This is a genomic window from Kastovskya adunca (assembly GCF_059505785.1).
Genome location: NZ_JCACLG010000026.1, coordinates 222,725 through 247,952 on the forward strand (window position 1 = coordinate 222,725; position 25,228 = coordinate 247,952).

Genomic DNA, 25,228 nt, shown 5'->3' on the forward strand with positions numbered 1-25,228 from the left:
ATTTTAGGTTTAGTCCCGACCCGTTTTACACTAGATCTGTCAACGGAGAGGGAGGGATTCGAACCCTCGTTAAGTTGCCCTAAACAGCATTTCCAGTGCTGCGCCTTCAACCGCTCGGCCACCTCTCCAGGCATGGTCGCAGTTATTAATGATAAGGGAAAAATGGTCAAATAGGAAACTTTTTTGGAAAAAAGTTCAAAATCTTCCGAGCCAGAGTCAGGTTGAGCTTGAGGATCTGAAAACTACCGAGTGACGTACACTGGACTTATGACACGTTTCTATACAATTCGCATTCACAACCGCCAGACCGGGGCTAAGCATAGCTTACAAGTCCCAGAAGACCGCTACATCCTACAAGCAGCGGAAGGTCAAGGCGTCGAACTCCCTTTTTCCTGCCGCAATGGAGCTTGTACGACTTGTGCGGTACGCGTTCTATCTGGGGAAATCTATCAGCCAGAGGCAATAGGAATTTCTCCCAAGCTTCGCGAAAAAGGCTATGCCTTGCTGTGTGTCAGCTATCCCCGCTCTGACTTGGAAGTAGAGACGCAGGATGAGGATGAAGTTTACGAACTTCAGTTCGGTCGCTACTTTGCCAAAGGAAAAGTTCGCTTTGGGCTACCCCTGGACGATGAGTAAGGCGAAAAATAGCCCGGTTGCTGTTTTTGTTTTCCTGTTGACTTGTTCCGTTTGCCTTCTCCTGGTGGGTTGCCAACCTCAAGGCGCACCCAAGGGAACTGTAGTGAAAGTTCAACGAGTCCTCAGTGGGCAAACCTTAGAAGTTGTAGACACGAGCCAGCAACCGCCTTTAATCCAACAGGTACGGCTACTGAGCATCGAAGCCCCGGATTTACAGCAGCAGCCTTGGGGCCCAGCGGCTAAAAATCACCTAGAGAGAATGATTAGCAAGGTTTCGGGTCAGCAATTCGTTTTACAGTCAGTGTTGCTCCAAACCGATCCGCTGTTCAAAGACAAGTATGGTCGTCAACTTGCCTATGTTTGGCATGATGGCGTATTGATCAATGAACAGTTAGCGGCAGAGGGATATGTCTTAGCTGCACCCCGCAGCGACTACAGTGCTGTCACGCCGATAGAAAACATGGCTGTGGAAGAAAAGCGATCGCGACTGTATAACAGCAAGTACGATCGTCGTATTGTCCGCGCCGAAGAAAAAGCCCGCATCCTCGGAAAAGGTCTGTGGAACCCCTTAGAACCCATGCGCTTGACTCCCTCCGAGTTTCGTCAGCAAAATCCTTGATGGCGGATGGGGGATGAGCAATGAATATAAACTAACTGAGCGCCGATAGCGGACAAATCTTCACGGCCACTACTCACCAACTGTATAACAACGGACAAATGACAAACCCCAATGAATTACAAATCTTCCTGGATATCGCTACTGAAGCAGCAATGGCAGCCGGGGCGGTTTTGCGGGAGTATTGGGGGAAGTTGGATGCAGTGGAAGAAAAAGGGCGTCCGGGAGATTTAGTAACCATCGCAGATAAGCAGGCGGAAGCGACAATTTTGGCGATGCTACGACGGCATGTACCAGAACACGCTATTTTAGCTGAAGAATCGGGGCAACTAGGCGATCGCTCTGATCAGTACCTTTGGGCAATTGACCCCCTTGATGGCACCACTAACTATGCCCATCAGTATCCAATGGCTGCTGTTTCTGTGGGGCTAATTATTGCAGGAACGCCCCAGGTAGGAGCAATTTACAATCCCTTTCGAGATGAGTTATTTCGTGCAGCCAAAGGACTAGGGGCAACGCGAAATCGCCAACCCATTCACGTTTCTCAGACGGCAGAACTGAGTCGAAGTTTGTTGGTGACGGGTTTTGCCTACGACCGACATGAAACGAGAGACAATAACTACGCTGAGTTTTGTTACTTAACCCATCTGACCCAGGGCGTACGCCGCAGTGGTTCAGCGTCTCTGGATTTAGCAGATGTTGCCTGTGGGCGGTTGGATGGCTACTGGGAACGGGGACTTTCGCCTTGGGATGTGGCGGCTGGGGTGGTGCTGGTGGAAGAAGCGGGAGGCAAAGTAACAGCCTACGATGACAGCGCCTTTGTGCTTGAGTCAGGGAGAATTTTGGCAACAAACGGTGCGCTCCATAGCAACTTGAGCCGCGAACTTTTACAAGTGCCGCCCATGTCTAGCTGGGATCAGGTTGTTGGTTAAATTTAAACTGTTGTTTTAAATACAGTGAATTTTAGATAAACCTGCGGATGCCAAGGATTTACTAGTTATCGCAAAATGTAAGACATACTAGAAGCAATTCATTTGGCACGGATACTGGGCGGCACTATGTCTTTTCAAATCGATCGTGGACTTTTTAAGTATGATTTCAGCGACTACCACGCCATTTTAGGGATTCCCGTTGATGCAGATGTCAAGGAAGTCCGCAAGCGATATCTGAAAATTGCCCGTCGCTTGCATCCTGATAGTTGTAAAGCAGCCAGTGAAGCCGAGAAAAAACAAGCCAGTGAACTTTTATCAAAACTCGTTAACCCGGCTTACGAAGAACTATCAACGGGAAGTCGTGAATATGCGGTGATGTTGAATCGCATCGGCAAACGCTTGGCGGGAGAATCCGCGAAAGTTTCCTTTTCCAGTGAAGTTGCCAAGCAGTTAAACCAAGCCGGAGCAAATTTAGACCACACTTATAAAAGTTCAATTCAAAATCTCGCCTCTGGACAGTACGAATCACTAGATAAAGTCTTAGAAGCGATCGCAGAAATTAGCGAACTTAATATGGTCTACCTGATGCAGAAGGGAGGGAAGAGCGAAGGAACTGGCACGGCGAAAAAACCGCTCTCCCACTCGACAGGAACGGGAAGCTCTACCACCGCGACAGGGGCACAGACAGCTACTGGTGCTGGTGCTGGTGCTGGTGTTAATACGGCGGCGGGCACTCCCCCAAGTGCTGGGATGAAGCCACAGCCAGAGGCTCAAAGCTCCCGCGTCGATTCCTACTTCCGGCGGGCGGAAGGGTATATGGCGAAAGGTAACTTTGCCAAAGCGACCTTGGAGTTACGCGAAGCCCTCAGCTTTGAGCCAAATCATGGGCGCTGCCATAGCTTACTAGGGGTCGCTTACTTGAAGCAAAACCAGACAACAATGGCGAAAGTTCACCTCCAAAAAGCCTTGCAGTTGAACCCCAACGATGAAATGGCAATGAAGGGTAAGCAGTACCTAGATAAGCTGGCACAAAAAACTGGAGGTAAGACAAGCGCAGATGGCAAAGGAGGCAATTCAGATAGTAAGACAACCTCCAGTGATAACAAGTCGGCTGGGAAGTCGGGCGGATTCTTGGGCGGTCTATTTGGTGGTAAGAAGAAATAGATTGCTACAGGACGTGAAGTAGGGTTAGTAGTTAGGGCTAATGACTAGTCGGCTAGCTGGCTAATAGTCAATAAACCTTAAACTACGAACCTTAAACCGTTAACAACTGACCACCAACTAACCCATGATTCACCAACCACCAGCAGGTGCTAGGGATCTGCTGCCCCTTGATGTTGCCCAAAAGCACTGGATTGAAGAGCGCTTGCAGCAGGTATTTCACCGCTGGGGATATCACCGAATTATCACTTCCACGCTGGAGTGGTTAGATACCTTAATGGCAGGGGGCGCAATTGAGCGCTCAACTGTGATTCAGCTTCAAGAAGCCGAAGAGAGAACCTTGGGGCTGCGCCCGGAACTCACTGCCTCGATTGCCCGTGCTGTCGTCAGCCGCATGGCAAGCGGAACAGGCAAAACGATGCTTTCCTTACCCCAACGCCTTTACTATAATGCCAACGTCTTCCGCCGCCCCTCTGTAGGGCATCATGGGCGGCAGCTAGAGTTTTACCAAGCAGGGATTGAACTCTTGGGAGCTGACGGCGTGTTGGCAGATGCAGAGATGTTGTTATTGCTGGCAGATTGCTTGCAGCAGTTGGGGATCAATCAGTGGCATCTGGTTGTGGGAGAAGCGGGGTTGACGCGATCGCTCTTTTCACCCTTTCCAGACTCGTTACGCCCTCAAGTTCGTCAGGCGATCGCCCACCTTGACCGGATCGCCATCGAAACCCTACCCCTTTCCCCAGAACTCAAAGAACGGGCAACCCTACTATTTGACCTGCGGGGACGTCCGGCGGATGTGCTGCAAAAACTTGCCAGTCTAGACTTAGAGCCATCCCAACACCATAGTGTCGATAACCTAAAATCCTTAATGGCACTGCTTGAGGAGACATCTCCCACGCCCTTACCACTGATTCTCGACCTCAGCTTGATTCAAACCTTTGACTACTACACAGGCATTGTATTTGAAGCAATTGGTGGCACGGATGCGGGACTGCGAGTGCTGGGGCAAGGAGGACGCTATGACCAATTGCTCGGTTTGTACCACCCTCAGGGAACCTCCTACCCTGGTATTGGCTTTAGTTTCAATATTGAAGACCTCCATTACATCCTCCTCTCCAGTGCCCAATTACCTTGCCAAACCCCAGCTAGTGACTGGTTAGTGGTGCCGGAAACCCCCCAGGCAGAAGCCGCCGCCTTTACCTATGCCCAGAAACTGAGAGATTCAGTACATTTGGTGCGAGTAGAAATGGATTTGGGCAAGCGTTCTCCCCAAGATGTTCGAGAATACGCCCGTCGCCACCACATCATTCGCATCGCCTGGGTTAACGCCGAGGGCACCCCTAGAATTGAGACGCTGACGGCGTGAACTCATCGTCATGTTGGTAGGCTAGATGAAGAGCTAGAAGAGAGAGAACACTGTGCCACACACAATCATTACTGATACTTGTGAAGGCGTCGCTGATTGCGTCGATGCCTGTCCCGTAGCTTGTATCCATGAAGGGCCCGGTAAAAATACCAAGGGAACTGACTGGTACTGGATTGACTTTGCTACCTGCATTGATTGCGGTATTTGCCTACAGGTATGCCCCGTTGAAGGCGCAATTGTTCCTGAAGAACGACCCGATCTGCAAAAGACACCGTAAGATTTGTCCATTGTTTGTTGTACGTGGTGTTAACCCTGGACAACAAACAATTTTCCTCCGACCAATGACCCGTAACTAAATCAGCAATGACTAATAATTCTGCTCCTTTACTTGAGGTAGAAGATGTTTATGCAGGATATGTCAAAGACTTGAATATCTTGCAAGGAGTCAATTTCCGGATTGCTCCAGGAGAGTTAGTTGCCGTCATTGGTCCCAATGGGGCGGGGAAATCGACCCTCGCCAAAACCATTTTTGGGTTATTAACGCCCAATCGCGGCAAAATTACCTTTAAAGGCGAAGACATCACCCCTCTCAAGTCCGATCAGATTGTGAGGCGGGGGATGTCCTACGTGCCGCAAATTGCCAATGTCTTTCCCTCTCTAACGGTGGAAGAAAATTTGGAGATGGGGGCGTTTATTCGCACCGATTCCTGGCAACCGCTGAAGAAGAAAATTTTCACCATGTTTCCTAGACTGGCGGATCGGCGGCGTCAGCGGGCGGGAACCCTCTCCGGTGGGGAACGGCAGATGCTGGCGATGGGGAAGACGTTAATGCTGGAACCGAGTTTGTTGTTGTTAGACGAACCTTCAGCGGCATTGTCTCCTTTGTTGGTTAATAGTGTGCTTGAGCAGATTAAAGCGATTAACGAAACAGGGACAGCAATTGTTTTGGTTGAGCAAAATGCTCGAAAAGCCTTAGCAATGGCGGATCGTGGGTATGTCTTGGATACCGGACGCGATCGCGTTGAAGGGCCCGGTCAAGATTTACTTAATGACCCGAAAGTGGGAGAACTGTATTTAGGAGTAACAACAGCACATTGAGGTAAGCCAGACAGATTTTAGACAAGTCCCAGAGTGGAAAAAGCACCCGACGACGATGACGAAGTTAAGGGAACGTTGACTGCTTTTATCAAAAAGTTCAACCCTAATCTATAGTTGGGGCGGTCTCTCAATGTGATGCGATACCTCTATGGTTTTAACGATCCGGGAAAGTCATCTCCAAAATATTCGCACCCACGCCGAAAGTACCTATCCTAATGAGTGCTGCGGCATCTTGTTGGGAAAATTGCAAGGTAATGTCAAAACTCTTTTTGAAGTCTTACCCACGGAAAATAGCTGGGATGAGGAAGCGGCGGCAGCCTTTAAGGATATTCCGGGTTCAGCTCAGTTGAGTTCTACCAAGCGGGAACGATTTTCCATTGCGCCGCGAACATTGCTCAACGTGCAAAAAGATGCACGCGATCGCCAACTTGATATCATTGGTATCTATCACTCTCACCCAGATCACCCTGCTGTTCCTTCGGAATTTGACCGGGCGATCGCTTGGTTCCAGTATTCCTATATCATTGTCTCTGTTCAAAACGGAACCGCGCGTGACTTGAAAAACTGGAGTCTTGATGATGATCATCAGTTCCAGCCAGAAAAGATGACGATAGTTACCTCTACCTAAAACTAAGAACTTACTTTAAAAACAAACTAACCAGGCACAATTAATCTGGTTTTTGGGTAGGATCTTAATTCGCTCTTCCCCACTACTTGTAATATGCTCAACCCGAATCTGGACGAAGTCCAGTTAAACAAAGAAGAATACGAACGTTACTCCCGACACCTAATTTTGCCGGAAGTCGGACTGGAAGGACAAAAACGTCTCAAAGCTGCCAGTGTCCTGTGTATTGGTACTGGTGGACTCGGTTCGCCCCTGTTGCTCTACCTCGCAGCGGCGGGAATTGGACGAATCGGGATTGTCGATTTTGATATTGTCGATAGTTCCAATTTGCAACGCCAAGTTATCCACGGTACTTCCTGGGTAGGCAAACCGAAAATTGAGTCAGCTAAAAATCGGATTCTCGAAATCAACCCTTACTGTCAGGTTGACCTCTACGAAACCCGCCTGAGTTCCGAGAACGCTCTGGAAATCATCAAGCCTTACGACATTGTGGTGGATGGTACCGATAACTTCCCCACAAGGTATTTGGTTAATGATGCCTGCGTCTTGCTGGACAAGCCGAACGTCTACGGCTCCATCTTCCGTTTTGAAGGTCAAGCAACAGTCTTCAACTACCAAGAAGGGCCTAATTACCGCGACCTCTATCCGGAACCCCCACCCCCCGGAATGGTTCCTTCCTGCGCTGAAGGCGGCGTTCTCGGCGTGCTATGTGGGATTGTTGGCACAATCCAAGCAACGGAAACTATCAAAATTATCCTCGGTCAGGGTAATACCCTCAGTGGGCGACTGCTACTATACAACGCCCTAGAAATGAAGTTCCGGGAACTGAAGCTGCGCCCGAACCCAGAGCGTCCAGTCATTGAAGAACTGATCGATTACGAGTTTTTCTGTGGAGTCACGCAAGCCAAGGAAGAAGAGGCAAAACGACAAATGGAAATGCCAGAAATGACGGTACAGGAACTCAAGCAACTGTTTGATAGTGGTGCCAAGGATGTTGTCTTGCTGGATGTTCGCAATCCCAACGAGTACGAGATTGCCAAAATTCCCGGCTCAGTTCTCGTACCCTTACCCGACATTGAGAACGGTACAGGAATTGAGAAAGTGAAATCCCTCCTCAACGGTAACGGTCATCGTTTGATTGCCCACTGCAAGATGGGAGGACGCTCCGCGAAAGCACTGGGAATCCTCAAAGAAGCAGGCATTGAAGGCACCAATGTCAAAGGGGGAATTGCCGCGTGGAGTCAGCAAATCGATCCCTCCGTCCCTGAGTACTAAATCAGCAGGTGGTTAAAGTTAAGCAAGTTAACACCTGATAGGGGGGCGCGTAACGGTGCGCCCCTATCAACGTATTAGTTAACATCTCAGTCGGTGTAGTTGTAGGATAGCTATAAAAATCGTTGTGTAGAAGTTATTATGCCCAGGCAAAGCGCTTGTCGTCAGAAGCCTACTCTTGCTCATTCCTTTCCTTCGTCAGCGATCGCTGGCGCAGTCAGTTGGGGGGCGATCGCTTCCCTGCAAACAGGTCTACTCACCCTTGCTATTCCCAGTGGTGCAGCTCATGCCGCTAATTCATTTCAACGCTGCGCTTCTGAATTAGTGCGCTTGGCGCAGATTGCCCCAGAAATAGCCGCAAATGCTTGTGCCGATGCCCTAAATCCTCAAGACTTGTCTCGCTGCGTGACGAGAATCAGCGTGCTGACAGCCACACTGGCTCCGGAGGCGCTGGTGGCTTGTAGCCAGGTGAGACGCCCTGTGGAACTAGGCACCTGCGTGTACAACATCAACAGAACCCTTGAACCCTCAGAGGCGATCGCTGTACTCAATTACTGTCGCCGCAGCCTTCTCCCGGCTCGCTTTTCCGAATGTGTTATTGGCTTAAGCCGCGAAGTTGATTTTTCTCCCCCAAGAGCAATGGACACTTGCATTGCAGCTGAGAGTTTGCCACGTCGGTTGTTTCCTAGTGCCGCCCCTCCCGGTTCATCTCCAGCCGTCCCCAGCCCTATACCTTTTACTCCCATCACTCCTGAAAATTAACCCGCTCAATCCCTCCTTAGATCAGACAGCCTTTCATCTAGTGCTAACTGCATGAGCTTTACAGCCCGCTTACACGGGCTGTAAACGCAATAGCCGCGACTTCCCTCCGTCGAGTTGAGGGGCTGATCGGTCGGCGGGCATTTCTAAGCGGATACAGACATCGATTCCAGCTCACAGTAGCCAGTCATGTTTAGCGGTGGCGTCGTCGGTTTAGCAATCAAATAACCCTGCACAAACGTGGCTCCCCGTTCCCGTACCCAATCAAACTCCTCCACCGACTCAACTCCTTCCGCAACCGTGCGAATGCCCAACTGATCGGTGATTTCTAACAATTTCTCCGTAATCAGCGCCTTGTACGGGTCTTGATGGACATTGCGAATCAGTTGCATGTCCAGCTTAATAAAGTCAGGACGTAGCTGGTGAATCAGATTTAAATTAGAATACCCCGTCCCAAAATCATCTAGAGCCACCAGAAATCCTGCATCCTGATAAAACCGCAGAATATTAGTCAGATGGCGAATATCTGGAGGCTGTTCTGACTCTGTTACCTCAAAAACAACCTTATTATGAGGAATACCTGCTTCATCAACTGCCTGTACCGTCATGCGTAGGCAGGTAGTGGGATCGTAAACAGCACTGGGCGAGAAGTTAATAAACAGATGCTCTTTTATGCGGTGTTGGCTGGCTTGGCGGATGGCACTTGATCTTGCCAAGACATCAAGCTGAAACAAAAGACCCGCATTTGCCGCTTGCGTGAATATTTTACTCGGAGAAATTAGCCGATTGTGTTCGTCAAAGCCTCGGAGCAGCGCCTCCTGAGCAAAGATTCGGCTGGGATCGTTAGCATACACAATCGGCTGAAAATAACTGGTCAAACGCTCCGATGCCAGTAAATCGATCAACCATTCTGACTCACTAAGGTGAATAAAGTTGTGCAGTGAAACCACCCGTGAGAAATCGTAAAACTGTGGTTCGGTTTCACTAGGCATCCACAAGGCTTTGGTTTCTTTCAACTCTTTTTCGGTGAGTCTGGCAACTAACAGCTTGCCAAGACCTTCCAAATTATCTTGGCTCAAAGCCACCTTTAAGCAACGTTCGTCTTCTAGCACCTGGTAGTCAAGTTGAGCTTGCCCCAAAATTGAAACGACTTTGCTCAAAATATGCTTGACGGGGAACCATAAATATAGTTTTCCCCTACCCTCGATTTTGCTAGGAAGGGCTTGACAACGAGTGCAGCGCCCAAATGCTGTGTTAACTATGTTCACGAGTAATTTTTGCTAAGCAGGTTGAACGAGGAGGCAGTACTTTTATTACTTTAGCTTCTGAATCCATAAAAGTAAGATGTAAGGGTAATAAATTTAAATTGAGCCGCTGAGCTTTAACAATTAATTATAAAAGGCGGTATCACACAGTTTTTTCTTTCTAGTAGCAATTAGCTTACCGCTCTCCCTCTGGGTCTGTTTCTAGAATAGTTTTGGCATCTGTATGGTGATAGTAATTGCTGCTAACACACAAATATGAAAATCCTGCGAATTCGCTCTACATCTTGAGAGGTAGTGCTCTCTCAGTAAAACTAGGGTTGACGTTCCTGCAAGAAACAGGCAAAACTTAACCAAGAGGGAATCGCTCTCAACTTATAGGTTAAGGAAGGGATAAGCTCAACAGTAAATACCCTGAAAATTCTATTTTCAATGCTGTTCAGCTCTAAATAATCGCCCTCAAGATAGAGGTAAAAATAAATCAACACAATTAAGAAGGTGTAAAAAATATATTAGTTTCGTTATAGAGCTACATCTTTTATTACATTTATTTATTATCTATTCAAACCACTATAGTCGCTCAGTTGTTTAGTTAAGCAACGTCAAGGCTGCTTACAACTTTTATTCCCTTTCTCCCTGTAGTCAAAGCCCAGCCAGTTACTGTCAATAATCTGCCATGTCTGAAAATGAGACATTAGCTCAGAAATTCTTAGTCAATGTACCGGGACTCATTTATCAATTCTTGCGGCGTCAGGATGGTTCGGTCAATTTTATCTTCCTCAGTTTCAGTTACCGGGAATTTTTTGAATTGTCCTCAGCCCACGGAGAGTTAGACACTACAGTTCTTGTCTCCCTCCTTCATCCCGATGACCGACAAGACTTCTTCGACTCTATCTCCGCCTCGGCAGAGATGTTGCAGCCTTGGCAGTGGGTAGGGCGTTGCATCTTACCGTCTGGAAAAATGAAATGGATTCGGTGGGATGCTCAACCCACTTCCCAAACGAATGGCAATGTTTTCTGGAATGGCTTGCTTGTCGATATCACTAGTCAGCAACAGGTGAATGTGGAAGTCGAGCGTTTGTCATTTTTGCTCGGTTTAACCGAGTACTTACAATCCTCTACTGATTTACGCGAGATTGCTCAGTTTGCTCTCGCCTATCTCGTGCAAACTACAAACTGTGCCTTTGGGGATATCAAGATAATTTATGGAATTGCAGAACAGCGTCAAGCTTGTACTCTGACTAATCAGATATCTGGTAAGTTTATCGCTACTTATGGTGAACCTGCTGTTGCCGAAATGGAGGTACTTCTGCGACAGGGCATCCCCTATGGTGAAGGACTACTGTGGCAAGTGGTAGAAACGGGTTGCCCGGTATTTGTTGAGGATTATGCCAATCATCCGCAAGCTATAGCCGCCTTTCGTCATCCATCAATTAAGCGGCTAGGGATTTTTCCAATTTCAACACCTGATGGTACGGTGATTGGTGTCCTCACCCTAGAGTCGCGATTAAAGTCTGTGAAGGAGTCTCCTCAACAAGATTTGATCCTTGCGGCTTGCCGCATCCTGGGAGTGCGAATTGAACGGGCAAAAGACAGAGAGCGTCTTGCCCAGGCTAATGCTGAATTAGAATACAAATCTCAACAACTAAGACAAAAAGCGCAGCAATTAGAGCAGACTCTGCGCGAACTCCAACAAGCACAAACTCAATTGATTCAAAGTGAAAAGATGTCGAGTTTAGGTCAACTCGTCACAGGAATTGCTCACGAAATCAACAATCCCGTTAGTTTCATCCACGGAAATATCGATCACGCTCATCAGTATTTCCAGGATTTACTTTACCTGCTGCGACTCTATGCCCAGCACTATCCCCAACCTGCGCCAGATATTCAACAAGCTCTAGAGAACAGTGAGCTAGATTTTCTTAGTGAAGACTTGCCAAAGTTATTGAATTCAATGCGCTCAGGAGCCGATCGCATTAGTGATGTTGTGAACTCTCTACGGAACTTCTCTCGTCTTGATGAGGCAGAGATCAAGTCTGTAGATATTCATGAAGGCATTGACAACACTCTGATGATTTTAGACAGGCGGCTGAGGGAGCAGGAAAATCGCCCGGAAATCAAAGTCATCAAAGAATATGGCAATTTACCTCAAGTTGAGTGTTATGCGGGACAACTTAACCAGGTGTTTATGAATATTTTGACTAATGCGATTGAGGCGCTAGAAGAGGAAGTTGGAGGATCGGCGGCATCTGATGGGCAGATGGGGGGAGAGGAAAACAGGGAGATAAGAGAAGGTTCTTTTGGCTATCAGAACATCTCCACACTCGATCACAAGATATCGCGATCGCCAATTCCTACAATCTGGATTCGTACTGAAGCTAAAAGCGACTCGCAAGTGACAATTCGCATCGCTGACAATGGCCCTGGAATAGCCGCATCATTGCAGCACCGGATCTTCGATCTATTCTTTACGACAAAACCTGTGGGTAAAGGAACGGGCTTGGGGCTACCGATTAGCTACCAGATTGTCACGGAGAAACATGGAGGGCAGTTGCAGTGCATTTCAGCACCAGGACAAGGAACAGAGTTTGCCATCGAGATTCCTCTGCGGCAGACAAGTTGAGAGGGAGCCTGTCACCTTTGTTTTCCCTCATCCCCTAACCCCTTTTCCCATTGGGCGAAGGGCTGGGGTGCGAGTGAGGGCAATGGATTGATCTACTAAAGTGACATTTATAGCCCTAAAAAAACTTAGGGACGTATCGCTACGCCCCTATCAAAATTGCCAACCTTGGTAATTGAAGTAGGAATTTACTTCATCGCCGTTAGCCATTGGGGTGTCTCAGCACTAGCAATTGAGGGCGCAGCCAAGGGACGAGAGTCGGTACGCATCAGCGACGCCGTTCTGAAAGAACCGCGTGAGGTCGCCACAACAGGCAACATCTCTCGAACATGACTGGCAACTTCTACCGTTTTGATATCATAAGTTTGCGTTGCCACTTTGGGATACAACCCAATCCCGATTACCGGAAGTAACAAGCAAGCGGTAATGAAGACCTCACGAGGTTTGGCATCTCCTAAGTATTTCTCAATGATTAGCCCAGAATTGTTTTGTCCGTAGAAAATCTGGCGCAGCATTGAGAGCAAGTAAATAGGAGTGAGAATCAACCCAACTGCAGCTAGGAATATAACCACCGCCTTGAAGGCAGAACTATAGGCATCGCTAGTAGTAATTCCCAAAAATACAGTCAACTCACCCACAAAACCACTCATCCCTGGTAGAGCAAGGGAAGCCATCGAACCGGCTGTGAACAACGCAAACACCGTAGGCATTTCCTTCGCCATACCTCCCATCTTTTCCATCACCAAAGTATGGGTGCGTTCGTAGGTGACACCGGAGAGGAAAAACATCGCCCCAGCAATCAATCCGTGAGAAATCATCTGGAGGACAGCACCGTTAATCCCCAATTCGGTAAAGGAAGCAATCCCTACTAGGACAAATCCCATGTGGGAAATGGAGGAGTAAGCCAGTCGCCGCTTGAGGTTGGTTTGAGCAAAGGCGGCAAAGGCACCGTAAACGATGTTGACGACACCGAGAATTGCCAGCACGGGAGCGAAGTAGATGTGAGCGCTGGGCAACATTTCGATATTCATGCGAATTAGCCCGTAACCGCCCATTTTTAGCAGTACGCCTGCCAAAATCATTGAAACGGGGGCAGAAGCTTCGCTATGAGCATCTGGTAGCCAGGTGTGTAACGGGAAAATTGGCAGTTTGACACCGTAGGCAATCAGGAAGCCCGCATAAGCGAGGAGTTCAAAGGCAATGGGGTAGTGCTTTTGCCCTAGTTCCGTCATGTTGAAGGTGACGGTATCCCCATAGAATGCCATTGCCAAGCCAGCCACGAGGATAAATATCGAGCCGAGGGCAGTGTAGAGAATAAACTTGGTGGCGGCGTAGAGACGCTTTTGTCCGCCCCAAATGGAAATTAACAGGTAAACCGGAACTAATTCTAGTTCCCACATTAAGAAGAATAAAAGTAAATCCTGAGCGGCAAAGACGCCAATCTGGGCGCTGTACATCACCAACATCAGGGCATAAAACAAGCGTGGCTTGCGCTCGACCTTCCAAGCGGCGAGGATTCCCAAGGTTGTCACTAAGGCAGTTAAGACAATCAACGGCATCGATAAACCATCGACACCTAATGCCCAGTTCAGTTTTAGTTGGGGAATCCAGGGGTAAGTTTCAACAAGTTGGAAGGATGAGTTTTGTAAGTCGTAGTGAGTCCAGAATGTATAGATTGTGAGAGCAAAATCTACCAGCCCAACGGCAAGAGCATACCAACGCACTGTTGTACCTTGCCGATCTGGGATGAGGGGGATGGCAAGAGCAGCGACTAGCGGTAACAGAATGATGGTGGTCAACCAAGGGAATTGAGTGCTAATCATTACTAAGAATAAATGCCTACTGGCTACGATGACATTATATTAAGTTCTATGAAGATTTGAGAAAAGGCTGGAAGCAAAGACATCAAATCTTCAAAATTACTGAGCATAAATACTTATTTTTCGTAGCCTTCGCCAGTGTAGCAAGGATATTAACTTTTGTTAAGAAGATAGTCAAAAAAAGATGGTCGCATTTGCAACCATCTAAATGAGTAGTTTGGATTAGGAGATTAGACAACGCGATTGACGATTGTCCAAACGTCGCCATCTGAGCGGACATGGGGGACGGAGATGGTTTGAAAGCCTGTGATGAAGGGCTTGTAATAGACCTGCCAGTATAAGGGACTGAGGAGATCGGCACTTTCTTTGAGTGCTTTGATTTCGGTTGCTAGTTCTGAGGCTAGTTCGTTGATGCGTTCAGCGTGAATTTTTGCCTGTTGTCTGCCTTCTTCAACCTCTTCTTTGAGGGATTGTTGTCGGGTGCTGATTTGTAAGGATCGGCGATCGCTTTTTATTTGTCGCAGTTGTGCTTCTAAAGCCGCGATCGCATCATCAATGCCTTTGATTTCAGCAAAGAGTTGGGCCGATTGTCGAGCTTGCTCGCGGTAGGCTTGGGCGATCGCCTCTGGAGAATCATCCTCTGGAGTGACAGCATTGTCACTAATCAATGCCGCACGTTCGGCGCGTAATGCCTCAATCTGAGCGAGAAAAGCCTCCCTCTCTGCCGGGTTTTGGTTCACAATTTCTTCCTCGTTAATCTGGGTAGTAGTCCTGAGTCCTGAGTCCTGAGTCCTGAGTGCTGAGTAGGGGTGCGGGGGAGCGGGGGAGCGGGGGAGCAGGGGAGCAGGGGAGCAGGGGTGCGGGGGAGCGGGGGAGTGGGGGTGCAGGGGAGCAGAGGAGCAGGGGTGCGGGGGAGCGGGGGAGCGGGGGAGCAGGGGAGAGGAAGAGAACCAATAACCCCTTTCATCCTTCATACTTCATCCTTCACCCTTCATACTTCATACTTCATCCTTCACCCTTCATACTTCATACTTCATACTTCACCCTTCATCCTTCATCTTTGCGCCTTCGGTGTCGAGAGAAAGCGATCGCGCTTCGGCTAAAATGCCCTCTGCTTTCCAAGCGTTTACCATTGCCGTTGCTACGGCTTCTGCCCCTGGACTATCAACCAAGGCGATGAGGGTGGGGCCGGCTCCACTGATCGCCATCCCGTATGCCCCAGCCTTTAATGCTGCCGCGTTGACGGCGTCATAACCGGGAATTAAGGCTTGGCGATAGGGTTGATGCAAACGATCTTGCAAAGCCGTTCGCAACCAGTCACCCCGTCCCGTTTCCAGTCCCCGCAGGAGTAAGCCTAAGTGAGCAATGTTGAAAATAGCGTCGGCGCGGCTGATGTCGTTGGGTAAGACGCGGCGTGCGGCTTGGGTGGACAGTTCAAAATTAGGAATGGCAATGATAGGGACAATATTACTGTGCCAGGGAATGTCGCAGATTTCCCAAGCTTTGAGAACATCTCCACCTGATGCGGCTAGCTGACAGCCACCAATCAGAGCGGGGACAACGTTATCTGGATGTCCTTCGATGGCGATCGCCATTTTCATCACTTCTGAGCGATCGAGGGGTGCCCCGGCTAGTTGATTAGCGGCGACTAACCCGCCTACTATTGCCGTTGCCGAACTGCCCAACCCTCGTGCTAGTGGCACTCCTAAGCTAATCTCGATTTGCACTGGCGGTGGAGTTTGGCGCAGATGTTCGTAGAACTTTGCAAACGCTTTGTAGACAAGATTCGTCTCATCCGTTTTAACTAAATGCGCCTCAGTCCCAACTACCTCAATGATTAGTCCAGCAGAGGAAGAGCTATCGAGAGAAGTGAACTTGAACTGGTTGTATAGCGTTAATGCTGCCCCAATACAGTCAAACCCTGGCCCGATATTGGCAGTTGTAGCGGGGACAGTGACAGTAACAGTAGAACTAATAGACATAAAAAATTTACTGGTGTTTTCCTTGAGATTTTACTCACGGGCGAACCCCAGCAACTTACAAGTTTTGAGATTGGCTGATAACAGTTCCCTCTTTACACTCGATCAACTACTGAAGTGACGCCGGAAGCGTGGATCGAGATGATGAGTTTTCTTTTGGTTGCATTGACGGCAGAGGGTTTGTAAATTACTGATGTCGTTTTGTCCACCACGGGCGAGGGGAATGATATGGTCGATGGTCAGTTCTGCTTCTAGGTTAGTTTTGCGACAGCTTTGGCATTGGTAGAGATCGCGTTCAAAAACATAGTTTCTCACTTCGGGGGGAATGGGAATGCGAGGAGTTTTGTTCATAAATTATCGCTACCTTATAGCAACGTGCTGCGACTGCTGTAGTTTGATTTAAGAGTCGCTTTGCTGATTCTCCTCGCTAATCTTACGGCGAATGTCATCAAGCGGAGATTCAGGTTCATCAGGAGCAAACTCTAAAGTAATTCTCACTTTTCCTGTTTGCCATCCTTTGCCATCAGCTCTGATAACTTCACAATCTATACCTTCAGAGAACCAGTCCAGTTTTTTTTCTGCCCATTGTCCCCTGTTACCTGAATAGTTATTTTCATAATTTCTTATTACTCCTGTAAGGTTTTTGAGCAATTCAATCTTCTTAAAAGTGCAGTTATCGATGAAAATGCGTCCGTCCTGGCAAACCGAGATGACATCGTTGTCACCATCCAAGGATTCAAAATTATTTTCCATGTTGAGGTGCTGTTTTCTATTTTTTGGCAACTGATTAAATTAGCATTTTAGATCCCCGTTATAGAAGTCGGGGATCTCGCCTTCGAGAATCATTCATCGAACATCATCGAACCGGGCTTCTGGTTCACTAATCTCTGGTTCATCAGGGCAGAACTCCACAATGACTCTGATTTTGATTTTTCCTTTTTGCCAACTTTCAGAACGAAATTTTAAAACTTGACAATCTATACCATCATTAAACAAATCCTTTTTCCTTTGATCGGGTAAGTTCACTTTCCTTTTTATTGCTTCTAAAAAATCTTCCATTTTTAACTGTATTGAACTGAAGTTGTTGCTGTGTAATCCCAACTCCTGACCTATGGGTTGATGTTCAATAGACACGATTTCATCTTTACTTATCGATTCAAATTCACTGTGCATTTTAACCTCTTATAGCAAGTGTTACGTCAATTATCAAGGACAAGCTTTTAGTCAGTGCAGGCTAATTTTGTTCGCATAGCTGCGAGTTTAATCGCAGTTTTTGAATGCCTTCGAGAATCATTTAGCGAACATCATCGAACCGGGCTTCTGGTTCACTAATCTCTGGCTCATTAGGACAAAATTCTAGGCTTATATTGATTCTCAGTTTGCCTTTTATCCATCCTTGCGTTCCAGGTTGCAGTAACTCAGAACTTACACCCTGAACATACCAACCGTTGCAATCACCGGGGATTCCTCCTTTTTGATCCAATCTAATTCTAAGTTCATCTAATCCTTTCTTTTTTAATGACTCCTTTACTACTGTAAAAAAATCACTAGCTTTAAACATCGAAGAAGAAAAGGACACAACAGTGTCCTTATGTTCAGAGGTAACGTCTAGAGGTTTAAAGTTATTGCTCATGATTCATCCTTAGTCAAACTAACTGTCTTCAAGTAATCTCGACAACTGAAGTCGCGGTTACACAGGTGAAGCGTACCTACGCAGGTGAAGAACATTTACAACCCGCATAGGCGTGCTTCCTTCCTATAGCCGCAAGTTTACTCCTTAGAGGATGTCTGAGAAGTCAAAAATGTCATGCTGAACGGAGCGACAGCGTAGTGAAGCATCTCAAACCACAATGGAAAATTGGGATTCTTCGCTCCACTTCGTTACGCTCAGAATGACAAAATATACCCTCCACAAACTTTTCAGACATCCTCTTAGGCTTCTGATATCGTTGCAACAACATCAACAATCCCGTTGCTGATACCAACAACTTCTGGGATAGGAAGAATCAAGTTGAAATCAGATTTCCCAATTGTTGGCAACTGGTGATGATGATCTAACTGCATTGCTTCTAAGCAACTGTTGATGCTTTCAACCGCTTTGCTGTAGGTTTGAATTTTGCTTTCCACCTCACTTTGTCGCCGTAGGTTTTGCTTGATTTTCTCCTCAGCTTCTTTATCCAACGTTTGTCCGAGATAAGTACGGGCGCGATCGTATAGTTGTAGGATTTCCGCAGCCTGTTTTTCCGCTCTAGGTGTGAGATGTTTATTGAGAGTTGTGTTGATGGTGGCGCGGAAGGTACGATTAACGGTATGGGAAATTTTCGGATCGAAATCTAGTTTTAGCAGTTGTCGGATAGCGGGTTCGGCTTCCTTCATGCTTTCGTAGTCGTAGCTGCGGCAGGTTTGCTGTAAGGTTTGCCGCAATTGCCATATAGCACTGGTGCCTTCGGTGTAAAAATCAGGACGTTCTCGCACGTAGCGATCGCATTCCGTTTGCGCTTCATTCACTAATGCATGAACTACCTGTACTTGTAGCTCTTTTAGCTGTTGCTCGATTCCTCCATCATTACCCAACAAGCGATAAATTTGACGGTAATAATCTGCCTTTCGCACTCGCTCAAGCAAACGCTGGAAAAAGTTGGCAACGACTTCCTCAGAAGCAGCAACTAAGACATCTTCTAACTCATTGGATAAGTAGTAAAAGGCTTCCGCTAAAATTGCCAGCAACGGTACTACTGTATTGCGGCGATGACTGACGACAGCGCGATTGTGAGCGGTACTAATTGAAAACGTTTTTAGCAACTCATCTAAGCGACTTACCATCCGTGCTTTGAGTTTCTGAAACTCTTCCTCAAAGGGGATGTTTGTACCACCAATAACCTCAGTTATTTCGCTTTTAATGTGTTCGCGGAAGGCATTGCCAATTTCATTGAGTTCTTGACTGAGGTATTGCAACTCCCGCTCTTTCATTTGGTCGATTTCGCGGGGCTGACTATCCAATTCCCGCTGCATTGCCTGATAATGTTTCTTGAGATTAATGCAAAGGTCTTGCAAATCATCCGCTAAGGCGGCGAAGAGTTGCGGGCGCTTTTCTTCCGTCAGGTAACGAATAATCGCACTGCGGAATTCTTCGATACCGCTATCTTGAATCAGCTTATCAAGGAGGGGAATTCCCCATTCATTGAGAAGCCGCACATAGTTTTCATTAGGAGTTTCTTTCCCCTTGACAATAGTGTCAAATTGAGTAGCCGCTAACTTACCAGAATTGGAACAGTAGTTATTAAACGCAAAGACAAATTGTGGTGTTTCTTCTTGTCCATTCAGCCCTTTGGCGCTTTTAGCAAAAATCGAATCTAGCCCGAAGCGATCGCCAGCACTTGTGTTCTTAATTTGGCTGCCATGAAATCCCAGTAAACCACTAGTTTTATAAATTCTCGTGGTATCCCGAAATTGAGAACTAATCACCTTCTCTAGTAGGTGATCTAACTGGGGTGCATACCAAGTTGCATCAATGCGGTTGAAGACGTAAAAAACACGATCGCGAATTCCCGGACTTTTCTGCATCCGCTCCAGTAGCTCTGTTTCTTCTGAAGTCAACTCCCCGGTTGTAGCGGTTTTAAAAACACACACCACCGCTGAGGTATCAGGATTTTCTACTTTGTTGTAAGCAACTAGGGCATCTTTTCTTACCGGAGCATCAATTCCTGGCGTGTCGATGATCGCATTACCATCCTTGAGGAGGGGATGATGGCAGTAATACTCAATCTTCTTCAAGACAGCACTATTTTTGCCGCGACGCGCATAGTCTGCGGCTTCTTGGAGATTGGAGAAATTAAAATCCTCCATCGAAACAGAGTTATTGTCTTTAGTGAGAACGCGATCGCGATTTGCCTCAAATCCCTCCAACAAGAACCATAGCGACTTGGCTTGTTTAGCCCGTTCGCTTTTCGCTTCTCCCCCCTCTGTCTCGATAATCGCTTCGCACCCTTGGCGTAATAAATCGAGCACTTCCTGCAAATTAATATTGGGGTGTTTCGGCAATCCCAATTGCTCACAGAACGCATCGACTTGTTCGCGGATTTCCATCTCACTCATGAAGGTGAGAACAACGCGTTCCTTATCGGCGGGGGCGTACTCGATATAACACTCCGTTCCCGTGGCGTGTCCCTCAGCACTGTAAAGTAATTCCCGCTCCAACAGCGCATTGATCAGCATGGATTTCCCCGCACTGAAGGCTCCTGCAAACACAATCTCAAACTTCGGCGCAATCACTTTTTGCAGAGAAGTCCGAACCGCCGTCGTATCAATTTGCCGCAGCGTAGGCTCCTGATGCAACAGTTGCAGGAGGCTTTCCACCTGAGCGGTTAGGCTTTCGCACTGAGGTAACATTTGAGTCATAATTGGCAATGGGTTGAGGAAATTCTCAAAAAAACAGAGGCTTTTATCCCTCCACCTCTAAGAGTTCCCATTCCGCATCTGAATATAGCAAGGGACGCAACACGATTAAGAGCTTCCCTAGCTCCCCCGCACCCACGTCATAAAAAACCAGATTTTTCTAAAATTTGCAGTCTTGAGAAGACAATCACCTAAGGATCTGCCAAATTACAGTAGACAGTTTAGTCGTAGGGCATATAAAAAGGTAGAGAAAGAAGTGAGTGTGAGTACTCACTCGCTTATACCCATCTATTTATTAACTTATGCAACAGATGAAATTGCTTCGCTGGGAGCAGGCAATTGATCGTCGCCCTTTGAAGGTTACTCCTGACACCACGTTGCAGGAGGCGATCGCCATCATGGGTAAAGCGAAAAGTAGCTGTATGCTGCCGGGCTTCAATCTGCCTATGGCATTAATTTTAATGAATAAAGCCAGAGCCAGTGCTGTTTTGGTGGTAGATGGCTCCCAGTTGAGAGGAATATTTACAGAAACCGATGCAGTGCGAGCGATCGCCTCAGGAAAGAACTTAGATGATATGACAGTGGGTGAGGTAGTTCCATCATCTGCGATCGCCCTTCCCGAAGCAGAGGCGCACAACATATTCACCGCCCTGTCTCTCCTCCGCCAGCATCAAATCCGTCACCTACCTGTCGTAGACGCACAACAGCAGCCCGTCGGCATCATCACCCTCGAAAGCCTTCGCCAAGCTCTGCAACTCGATGAGCTGCTCAAGTCGCGGTGTTTGTCCGAAGCGATGAATACTTCCGTAATTCAAGCCCCGCCAAGCGCCTCAATCATGAGCATTGCTCAACTAATGCAAGAACATCAGGTGAGTCATGTTGTGATCATAGAGGAAGAAAAGGGAGGGACAGGGGAACCGGAGCCAGAAAAACTTAGCACTTCATTACCCACGACTCAGGACTCCGCACTCAGTACTCTTTCCCCAATCCTCGCAGGTATCATCACCCAACGAGACATCGTGCAACTGCAATCCTTTGCTCTAGACATAGAAAAGCTACAGGCGCAGGAGGTGATGAGTACACCCTGTTTAGCCTTCAGTCCCTCCCAGTCAGTCTTAGAAGTCTTTTGGGAAATGCAGCAGAGCCGGGTACAGCAAGTCGTGGTGTCACAGGATGCTGAACTAAAAGGAATTCTCACACCTACGAGCTTTCTACAAACCCTCGATATCACAGAAATGGCGGCAAAAATTGAGCAGTTGCAGCAATCCGTCGAGGAATTTGCTGCCCAGAAAGCCACCTCCCCCAATGAAGAAGACGTTGATTTAGACTCCCCTTCCAGCCAGGAAAGTCCTGCCGAACTCCGGCAGCAATTGCAGTGCTATCGTCTCCTGACAGAGATGGCGCTCCGCATTCGGGAGTCTCTGGAATTAGATGAGATTCTCCACACCTCAGTTGCGGAAGTGCGGCAGTTTCTGCAAACCGATCGCGTGCTGATTTATCGTTTCAATCCTGACTTAAGCGGCACCGTAGTTGTAGAATCTGCCGGGGAAGGCTGGGAACCCGCTTTAAATAGCACCATCAAAGATACCTGTTTTGGGAAAGACTACGCTCACTCTTATAAAGAAGGACGAATTCAAGTTACAGAGGATATTTATACGGCGGGGTTGAGCCAGTGTCACATCGACATCCTGACACTCTTTGATATTCGTGCTAACTTGGTTGTCCCTATCCTGCAAAACGACCACTTATGGGGGCTACTATGTGCCTATAATTGCTCTGGCCCAAGACGTTGGCGAGAGTATGAGATCGATCTGCTAAAACAATTAGCCACGCAAATTGCGATCGCCATTCAACAATCAGAACTTTATCAGCAAGTCCAAACAGAACTCGCTGAACGCAAACGCGCTGAGGAAAAACTTAAAGTTTCCCTCAAAGAAAAAGAGATATTGCTCAAGGAAATTCACCACCGCGTCAAAAACAATTTGCAGATTATTTCTAGTCTCCTGCGGCTGCAATCTAGCTATATCAAAGATGAAGAAGCACGGTTACTCTTTAAAGATAGCCAAAATCGCATCCGCTCAATGGCTCTCATCCACGAGAAGTTATATCAGTCTAAAGACTTATCAAAAGTCAACTTCGTTGATTACATTCGCGACTTATCCAAAAATCTTCTCCGTTCCTATAGTGCTAACACCCAACTCCTGACTGTTGAAAGCCAGCTTGACAGCATTCCTTTGAGTATTGATACCGCAATTCCTTGTGGCTTGATTGTCAACGAGCTAGTTTCCAACGCCTTGAAACACGCCTTCCCCAACGCCAGCTCAGACAACAGAATCACGATTGAGCTGCAATCTCAAAAAAAGGATCAGTTAACACTAATAGTTAGTGACAACGGTGTTGGGTTCCCAGAAGACTTAAACTTTAGAAAAACCAAATCACTAGGTTTAGAATTAGTATGCACCCTAGCCGAGCAGTTAAGTGGCACAATTGAGCTTAATAGTAGTCAAGGAACATCCTTCAAAACTGTTTTTGCAGAAAAAGAAAACATAGGACGGGAATAATAAAAATGGAAAGCGCCCGGATTTTAATAGTAGAAGACGAAAGAATCGTCGCTAAAGATATAGAAAGAAGTCTAGAAGAATTAGGTTACACCGTTGTTGCTTCTGTTGCTTCCGCAGAAACAGCAATTCAGAAAGCCAGAGAAGACCAGATAGATTTAATCTTGATGGATATTTACTTGCAAGGAGACATGGATGGTATTGAAGCCGCAGAACAAATTAAATATATTTCTGATATCCCCATTGTCTATTTGACAGCAAATGCTGACGAAAATACCCTCCAGCGAGCCAAAATCACTGAGCCATTCGGCTACATCCTAAAACCCTTCGATGAGCGAGATTTGCAAACGACGATTGAAATTGCGCTGCGTCGGCATTTGGCAGAAGCCGCCACTCGCATTGCCTTAGAAAAAGCCCAACAAGTCAGCGAAATCCAATCTCGCTTCTGGTCTATGGTTGTCCATGAGTTTCGCAACCCCCTCACAGCCATCTCTTCAGCGGCAGAACTTCTAGAAAACCACAGCCATGAATTGTCAGAAATTAGACGCCGAGAATATCTCTATCTGATTCAAACCTCTGTTTACTCTGTAAATGAGTTGTTGAATGAAGTTTTGAATTTTGCCAGGGCAGAAAGTGGAAAATTAGAATGTAAGCTTGAAAAATTCGATTTAGAGGAATTTTGTCGTAATTTGGTCGAAGAGTTGCAGTTTAGCGCTGGACATAAGCATCAAATTATTCTTAATATTCATGGGGACTGCACAGATGTCTGCCTCGATAGAAAGCTAATCCGGCATATTCTGAGTAACTTGCTAGTCAATGCCCTAAAATATTCTCCCCATGTCGCTAACATTTACTTTGATCTGCATTGTGAGAATGGAGAAACGATCTTTAAGGTTAAAGACAAGGGTATTGGTATTCCTCCAGCGGATAAAAAGCGGCTGTTTGAGTCCTTCCACCGTGCTACAAACGTTGGTGATATTCCCGGACATGGGCTAGGGCTAACGATGGTCAAAAAATGCTTAGATCTCCACAACGGGAAAATCACCGTCGAAAGCGAACCGGGTGTGGGTACAACGTTTACCGTGACGTTACCTTTATTTAACTGTGTTTTCATTTAAACCATTGCTTTATGGAGTTTGATTGATTCTCACCTACTGATTTAGAGGCGATCGCCAAACTTTTTTTGCTCGTGAAATCACCAAGAGTTATCGTCTTCGGCAGCATCAACATGGATTTGGTAGTCCGAACTCCTCGGCTACCCGTAGCAGGGGAAACCTTACACGGTCATGACTTCTCGATCACTGCAGGTGGCAAAGGAGCCAATCAAGCCGTCGCCGTCGCACGCCTAGGAATCCCAACTCAAATGGTGGGACGGGTGGGAAACGATAACTTTGGCAACGCCCTGCTTACTAGCCTGCACGCGGCGGAAGTCAAAACCGACCAACTCCTAGTAGATACCGTCAGTTCTGGTGTTGCCGTTATTGCCGTAGATGATGCTGGCGAGAACAACATCATCATTGTTGCTGGGGCAAATGGACAGGTGAATGAGTCAGATGTTGCCCGCCTTTGTACCTTATTACCCAATGCCGCCGCCTTACTCTTACAACTAGAAATTCCGCTCGCGGCAGTGATGGCGGCAGCTCAAGCCGCACAGCAAGCAGGGGTACCTGCGATCCTCGACCCCGCACCCGCCCAAGACATCCCGGCGGCACTTTATCCCTTAATAGATATCCTCACGCCCAATGAAGTCGAAGCCAGTCAGTTAGTCGGCTTTGCTGTGAATAGCCCAGAAACCGCTCAACGAGCAGCCGCTGAGTTGCAGCGCCGAGGAGCCTGTACAGTAATTGTGAAACTGGGGGCAAAAGGTGTTGTTTGCGCCACAACGGTCGAAACCTTCTTTGTTCCTGCCTTTGCCGTAGAAGCCATTGATACTGTCGCAGCTGGGGATGCCTTCAATGGCGCTTTAGCAGCCGCCTTAGCAGAAGGGCGTTCCTTGCGGGAAGCCGTCCTCTGGGGGGCAGGGGCTGGTGCCTTGTCAGCAACGAAAGCTGGGGCGCAACCATCTCTACCTGAGCGAGAAACTCTTGAGGCGTTTCTGGTGAGAAACGACGGGAAGCAGTAGCCGCGAT

23 protein-coding genes and 1 tRNA gene are annotated in these 25,228 nt (G+C 47.4%); 14 read left to right on the top strand and 10 right to left on the bottom strand.

Annotated features, from left to right (window positions below; genetic code table 11):
* Positions 1-43 precede the first annotated feature (43 nt).
* A tRNA-Ser gene (locus tag AC5JR3_RS10160) sits at positions 44-128 on the bottom strand.
* 139 nt (positions 129-267) lie between these two features.
* Here AC5JR3_RS10160 and AC5JR3_RS10165 point away from each other — a divergent pair.
* The 10 genes from AC5JR3_RS10165 to AC5JR3_RS10210 all read left to right on the top strand — a co-directional run bounded on the left by AC5JR3_RS10165 (position 268) and on the right by AC5JR3_RS10210 (position 8,468).
* Positions 268-636: a 2Fe-2S iron-sulfur cluster-binding protein gene (locus AC5JR3_RS10165; RefSeq protein ID WP_495845508.1), complete on the top strand. Its 369-nt coding sequence runs from the start codon at positions 268-270 to the stop codon at positions 634-636.
* A 103-nt stretch (positions 637-739) separates the two neighbouring features.
* On the top strand, positions 740-1,255 hold the full coding sequence (locus AC5JR3_RS10170) for a thermonuclease family protein (RefSeq protein WP_495845510.1): 516 nt from the start codon (positions 740-742) through the stop codon (positions 1,253-1,255).
* A gap of 98 nt (positions 1,256-1,353) precedes the next feature.
* Entirely contained in the window at positions 1,354-2,184 is an 831-nt protein-coding gene (locus AC5JR3_RS10175) for an inositol monophosphatase family protein (protein WP_495845512.1), read from the top strand.
* Positions 2,185-2,310: 126 nt separating this feature from the next.
* Positions 2,311-3,348: a J domain-containing protein gene (locus AC5JR3_RS10180; RefSeq protein WP_495845514.1), complete on the top strand. Its 1,038-nt coding sequence runs from the start codon at positions 2,311-2,313 to the stop codon at positions 3,346-3,348.
* Between the two features lie 124 nt (positions 3,349-3,472).
* Entirely contained in the window at positions 3,473-4,711 is a 1,239-nt protein-coding gene (locus AC5JR3_RS10185; RefSeq protein ID WP_495845516.1) for an ATP phosphoribosyltransferase regulatory subunit, read from the top strand.
* A gap of 52 nt (positions 4,712-4,763) precedes the next feature.
* Entirely contained in the window at positions 4,764-4,988 is a 225-nt protein-coding gene (locus AC5JR3_RS10190; RefSeq protein ID WP_495845518.1) for a ferredoxin family protein, read from the top strand.
* Between the two features lie 86 nt (positions 4,989-5,074).
* Positions 5,075-5,809 (top strand): ABC transporter ATP-binding protein, encoded by a 735-nt coding sequence (locus AC5JR3_RS10195; protein WP_495845520.1) that lies wholly within the window; start codon positions 5,075-5,077, stop codon positions 5,807-5,809.
* 148 nt (positions 5,810-5,957) lie between these two features.
* Complete coding sequence (locus tag AC5JR3_RS10200; RefSeq protein ID WP_495845522.1) at positions 5,958-6,437, top strand: M67 family metallopeptidase; 480 nt, start codon at positions 5,958-5,960, stop codon at positions 6,435-6,437.
* 93 nt (positions 6,438-6,530) lie between these two features.
* A complete protein-coding gene (gene moeB, locus AC5JR3_RS10205) occupies positions 6,531-7,709 on the top strand; it encodes a molybdopterin-synthase adenylyltransferase MoeB (RefSeq protein ID WP_495845523.1) in 1,179 nt (392 codons plus the stop codon).
* Between the two features lie 138 nt (positions 7,710-7,847).
* On the top strand, positions 7,848-8,468 hold the full coding sequence (locus tag AC5JR3_RS10210) for a hypothetical protein (RefSeq protein ID WP_495845525.1): 621 nt from the start codon (positions 7,848-7,850) through the stop codon (positions 8,466-8,468).
* A gap of 143 nt (positions 8,469-8,611) precedes the next feature.
* Here AC5JR3_RS10210 and AC5JR3_RS10215 read toward each other — a convergent pair whose 3' ends face one another.
* The gene (locus tag AC5JR3_RS10215) at positions 8,612-9,733 is read right to left on the bottom strand and encodes an EAL domain-containing protein (protein WP_495845527.1); all 1,122 of its coding nucleotides are present in this window, start codon (positions 9,731-9,733) and stop codon (positions 8,612-8,614) included.
* A gap of 670 nt (positions 9,734-10,403) precedes the next feature.
* Between AC5JR3_RS10215 and AC5JR3_RS10220 the strand changes: the two genes are divergently transcribed.
* Positions 10,404-12,350 carry a GAF domain-containing sensor histidine kinase gene (locus tag AC5JR3_RS10220; protein ID WP_495845529.1) on the top strand — a complete coding sequence of 649 codons (1,947 nt, stop codon included), beginning with the start codon at positions 10,404-10,406 and terminating at the stop codon, positions 12,348-12,350.
* Between the two features lie 185 nt (positions 12,351-12,535).
* On the opposite strand, the gene AC5JR3_RS10225 is transcribed toward AC5JR3_RS10220, so the two are convergent.
* The 8 genes from AC5JR3_RS10225 to AC5JR3_RS10260 form a co-directional block, all read right to left on the bottom strand.
* On the bottom strand, positions 12,536-14,170 hold the full coding sequence (locus AC5JR3_RS10225) for an NAD(P)H-quinone oxidoreductase subunit 4 (protein WP_495845531.1): 1,635 nt from the start codon (positions 14,168-14,170) through the stop codon (positions 12,536-12,538).
* A gap of 227 nt (positions 14,171-14,397) precedes the next feature.
* Positions 14,398-14,907 (bottom strand): hypothetical protein, encoded by a 510-nt coding sequence (locus tag AC5JR3_RS10230; RefSeq protein ID WP_495845533.1) that lies wholly within the window; start codon positions 14,905-14,907, stop codon positions 14,398-14,400.
* Positions 14,908-15,207: 300 nt separating this feature from the next.
* On the bottom strand, positions 15,208-16,149 hold the full coding sequence (gene thrB, locus AC5JR3_RS10235) for a homoserine kinase (protein WP_495845536.1): 942 nt from the start codon (positions 16,147-16,149) through the stop codon (positions 15,208-15,210).
* Between the two features lie 102 nt (positions 16,150-16,251).
* The gene (locus AC5JR3_RS10240) at positions 16,252-16,497 is read right to left on the bottom strand and encodes an HNH endonuclease (protein WP_495845537.1); all 246 of its coding nucleotides are present in this window, start codon (positions 16,495-16,497) and stop codon (positions 16,252-16,254) included.
* A gap of 48 nt (positions 16,498-16,545) precedes the next feature.
* Positions 16,546-16,899: a KGK domain-containing protein gene (locus AC5JR3_RS10245; RefSeq protein WP_495845539.1), complete on the bottom strand. Its 354-nt coding sequence runs from the start codon at positions 16,897-16,899 to the stop codon at positions 16,546-16,548.
* A gap of 93 nt (positions 16,900-16,992) precedes the next feature.
* Positions 16,993-17,280 (bottom strand): KGK domain-containing protein, encoded by a 288-nt coding sequence (locus AC5JR3_RS10250; RefSeq protein ID WP_495845542.1) that lies wholly within the window; start codon positions 17,278-17,280, stop codon positions 16,993-16,995.
* Positions 17,281-17,440: 160 nt separating this feature from the next.
* Positions 17,441-17,779, bottom strand: a complete 339-nt coding sequence (locus AC5JR3_RS10255; RefSeq protein ID WP_495845544.1) for a KGK domain-containing protein — start codon at positions 17,777-17,779, stop codon at positions 17,441-17,443.
* A gap of 299 nt (positions 17,780-18,078) precedes the next feature.
* Positions 18,079-20,544, bottom strand: coding sequence for a dynamin family protein (locus AC5JR3_RS10260; protein WP_495845547.1), 2,466 nt, complete (start codon positions 20,542-20,544; stop codon positions 18,079-18,081).
* A gap of 308 nt (positions 20,545-20,852) precedes the next feature.
* Here AC5JR3_RS10260 and AC5JR3_RS10265 point away from each other — a divergent pair, with 308 nt between their 5' ends.
* The 3 genes from AC5JR3_RS10265 (at position 20,853) to rbsK (ending at position 25,221) form a co-directional block, all read left to right on the top strand.
* Positions 20,853-23,102, top strand: coding sequence for a CBS domain-containing protein (locus tag AC5JR3_RS10265; RefSeq protein WP_495845548.1), 2,250 nt, complete (start codon positions 20,853-20,855; stop codon positions 23,100-23,102).
* A 5-nt stretch (positions 23,103-23,107) separates the two neighbouring features.
* Positions 23,108-24,217: a hybrid sensor histidine kinase/response regulator gene (locus AC5JR3_RS10270; protein ID WP_495845550.1), complete on the top strand. Its 1,110-nt coding sequence runs from the start codon at positions 23,108-23,110 to the stop codon at positions 24,215-24,217.
* A 71-nt stretch (positions 24,218-24,288) separates the two neighbouring features.
* On the top strand, positions 24,289-25,221 hold the full coding sequence (gene rbsK / locus AC5JR3_RS10275; RefSeq protein ID WP_495845552.1) for a ribokinase: 933 nt from the start codon (positions 24,289-24,291) through the stop codon (positions 25,219-25,221).
* Positions 25,222-25,228 lie beyond the last annotated feature (7 nt).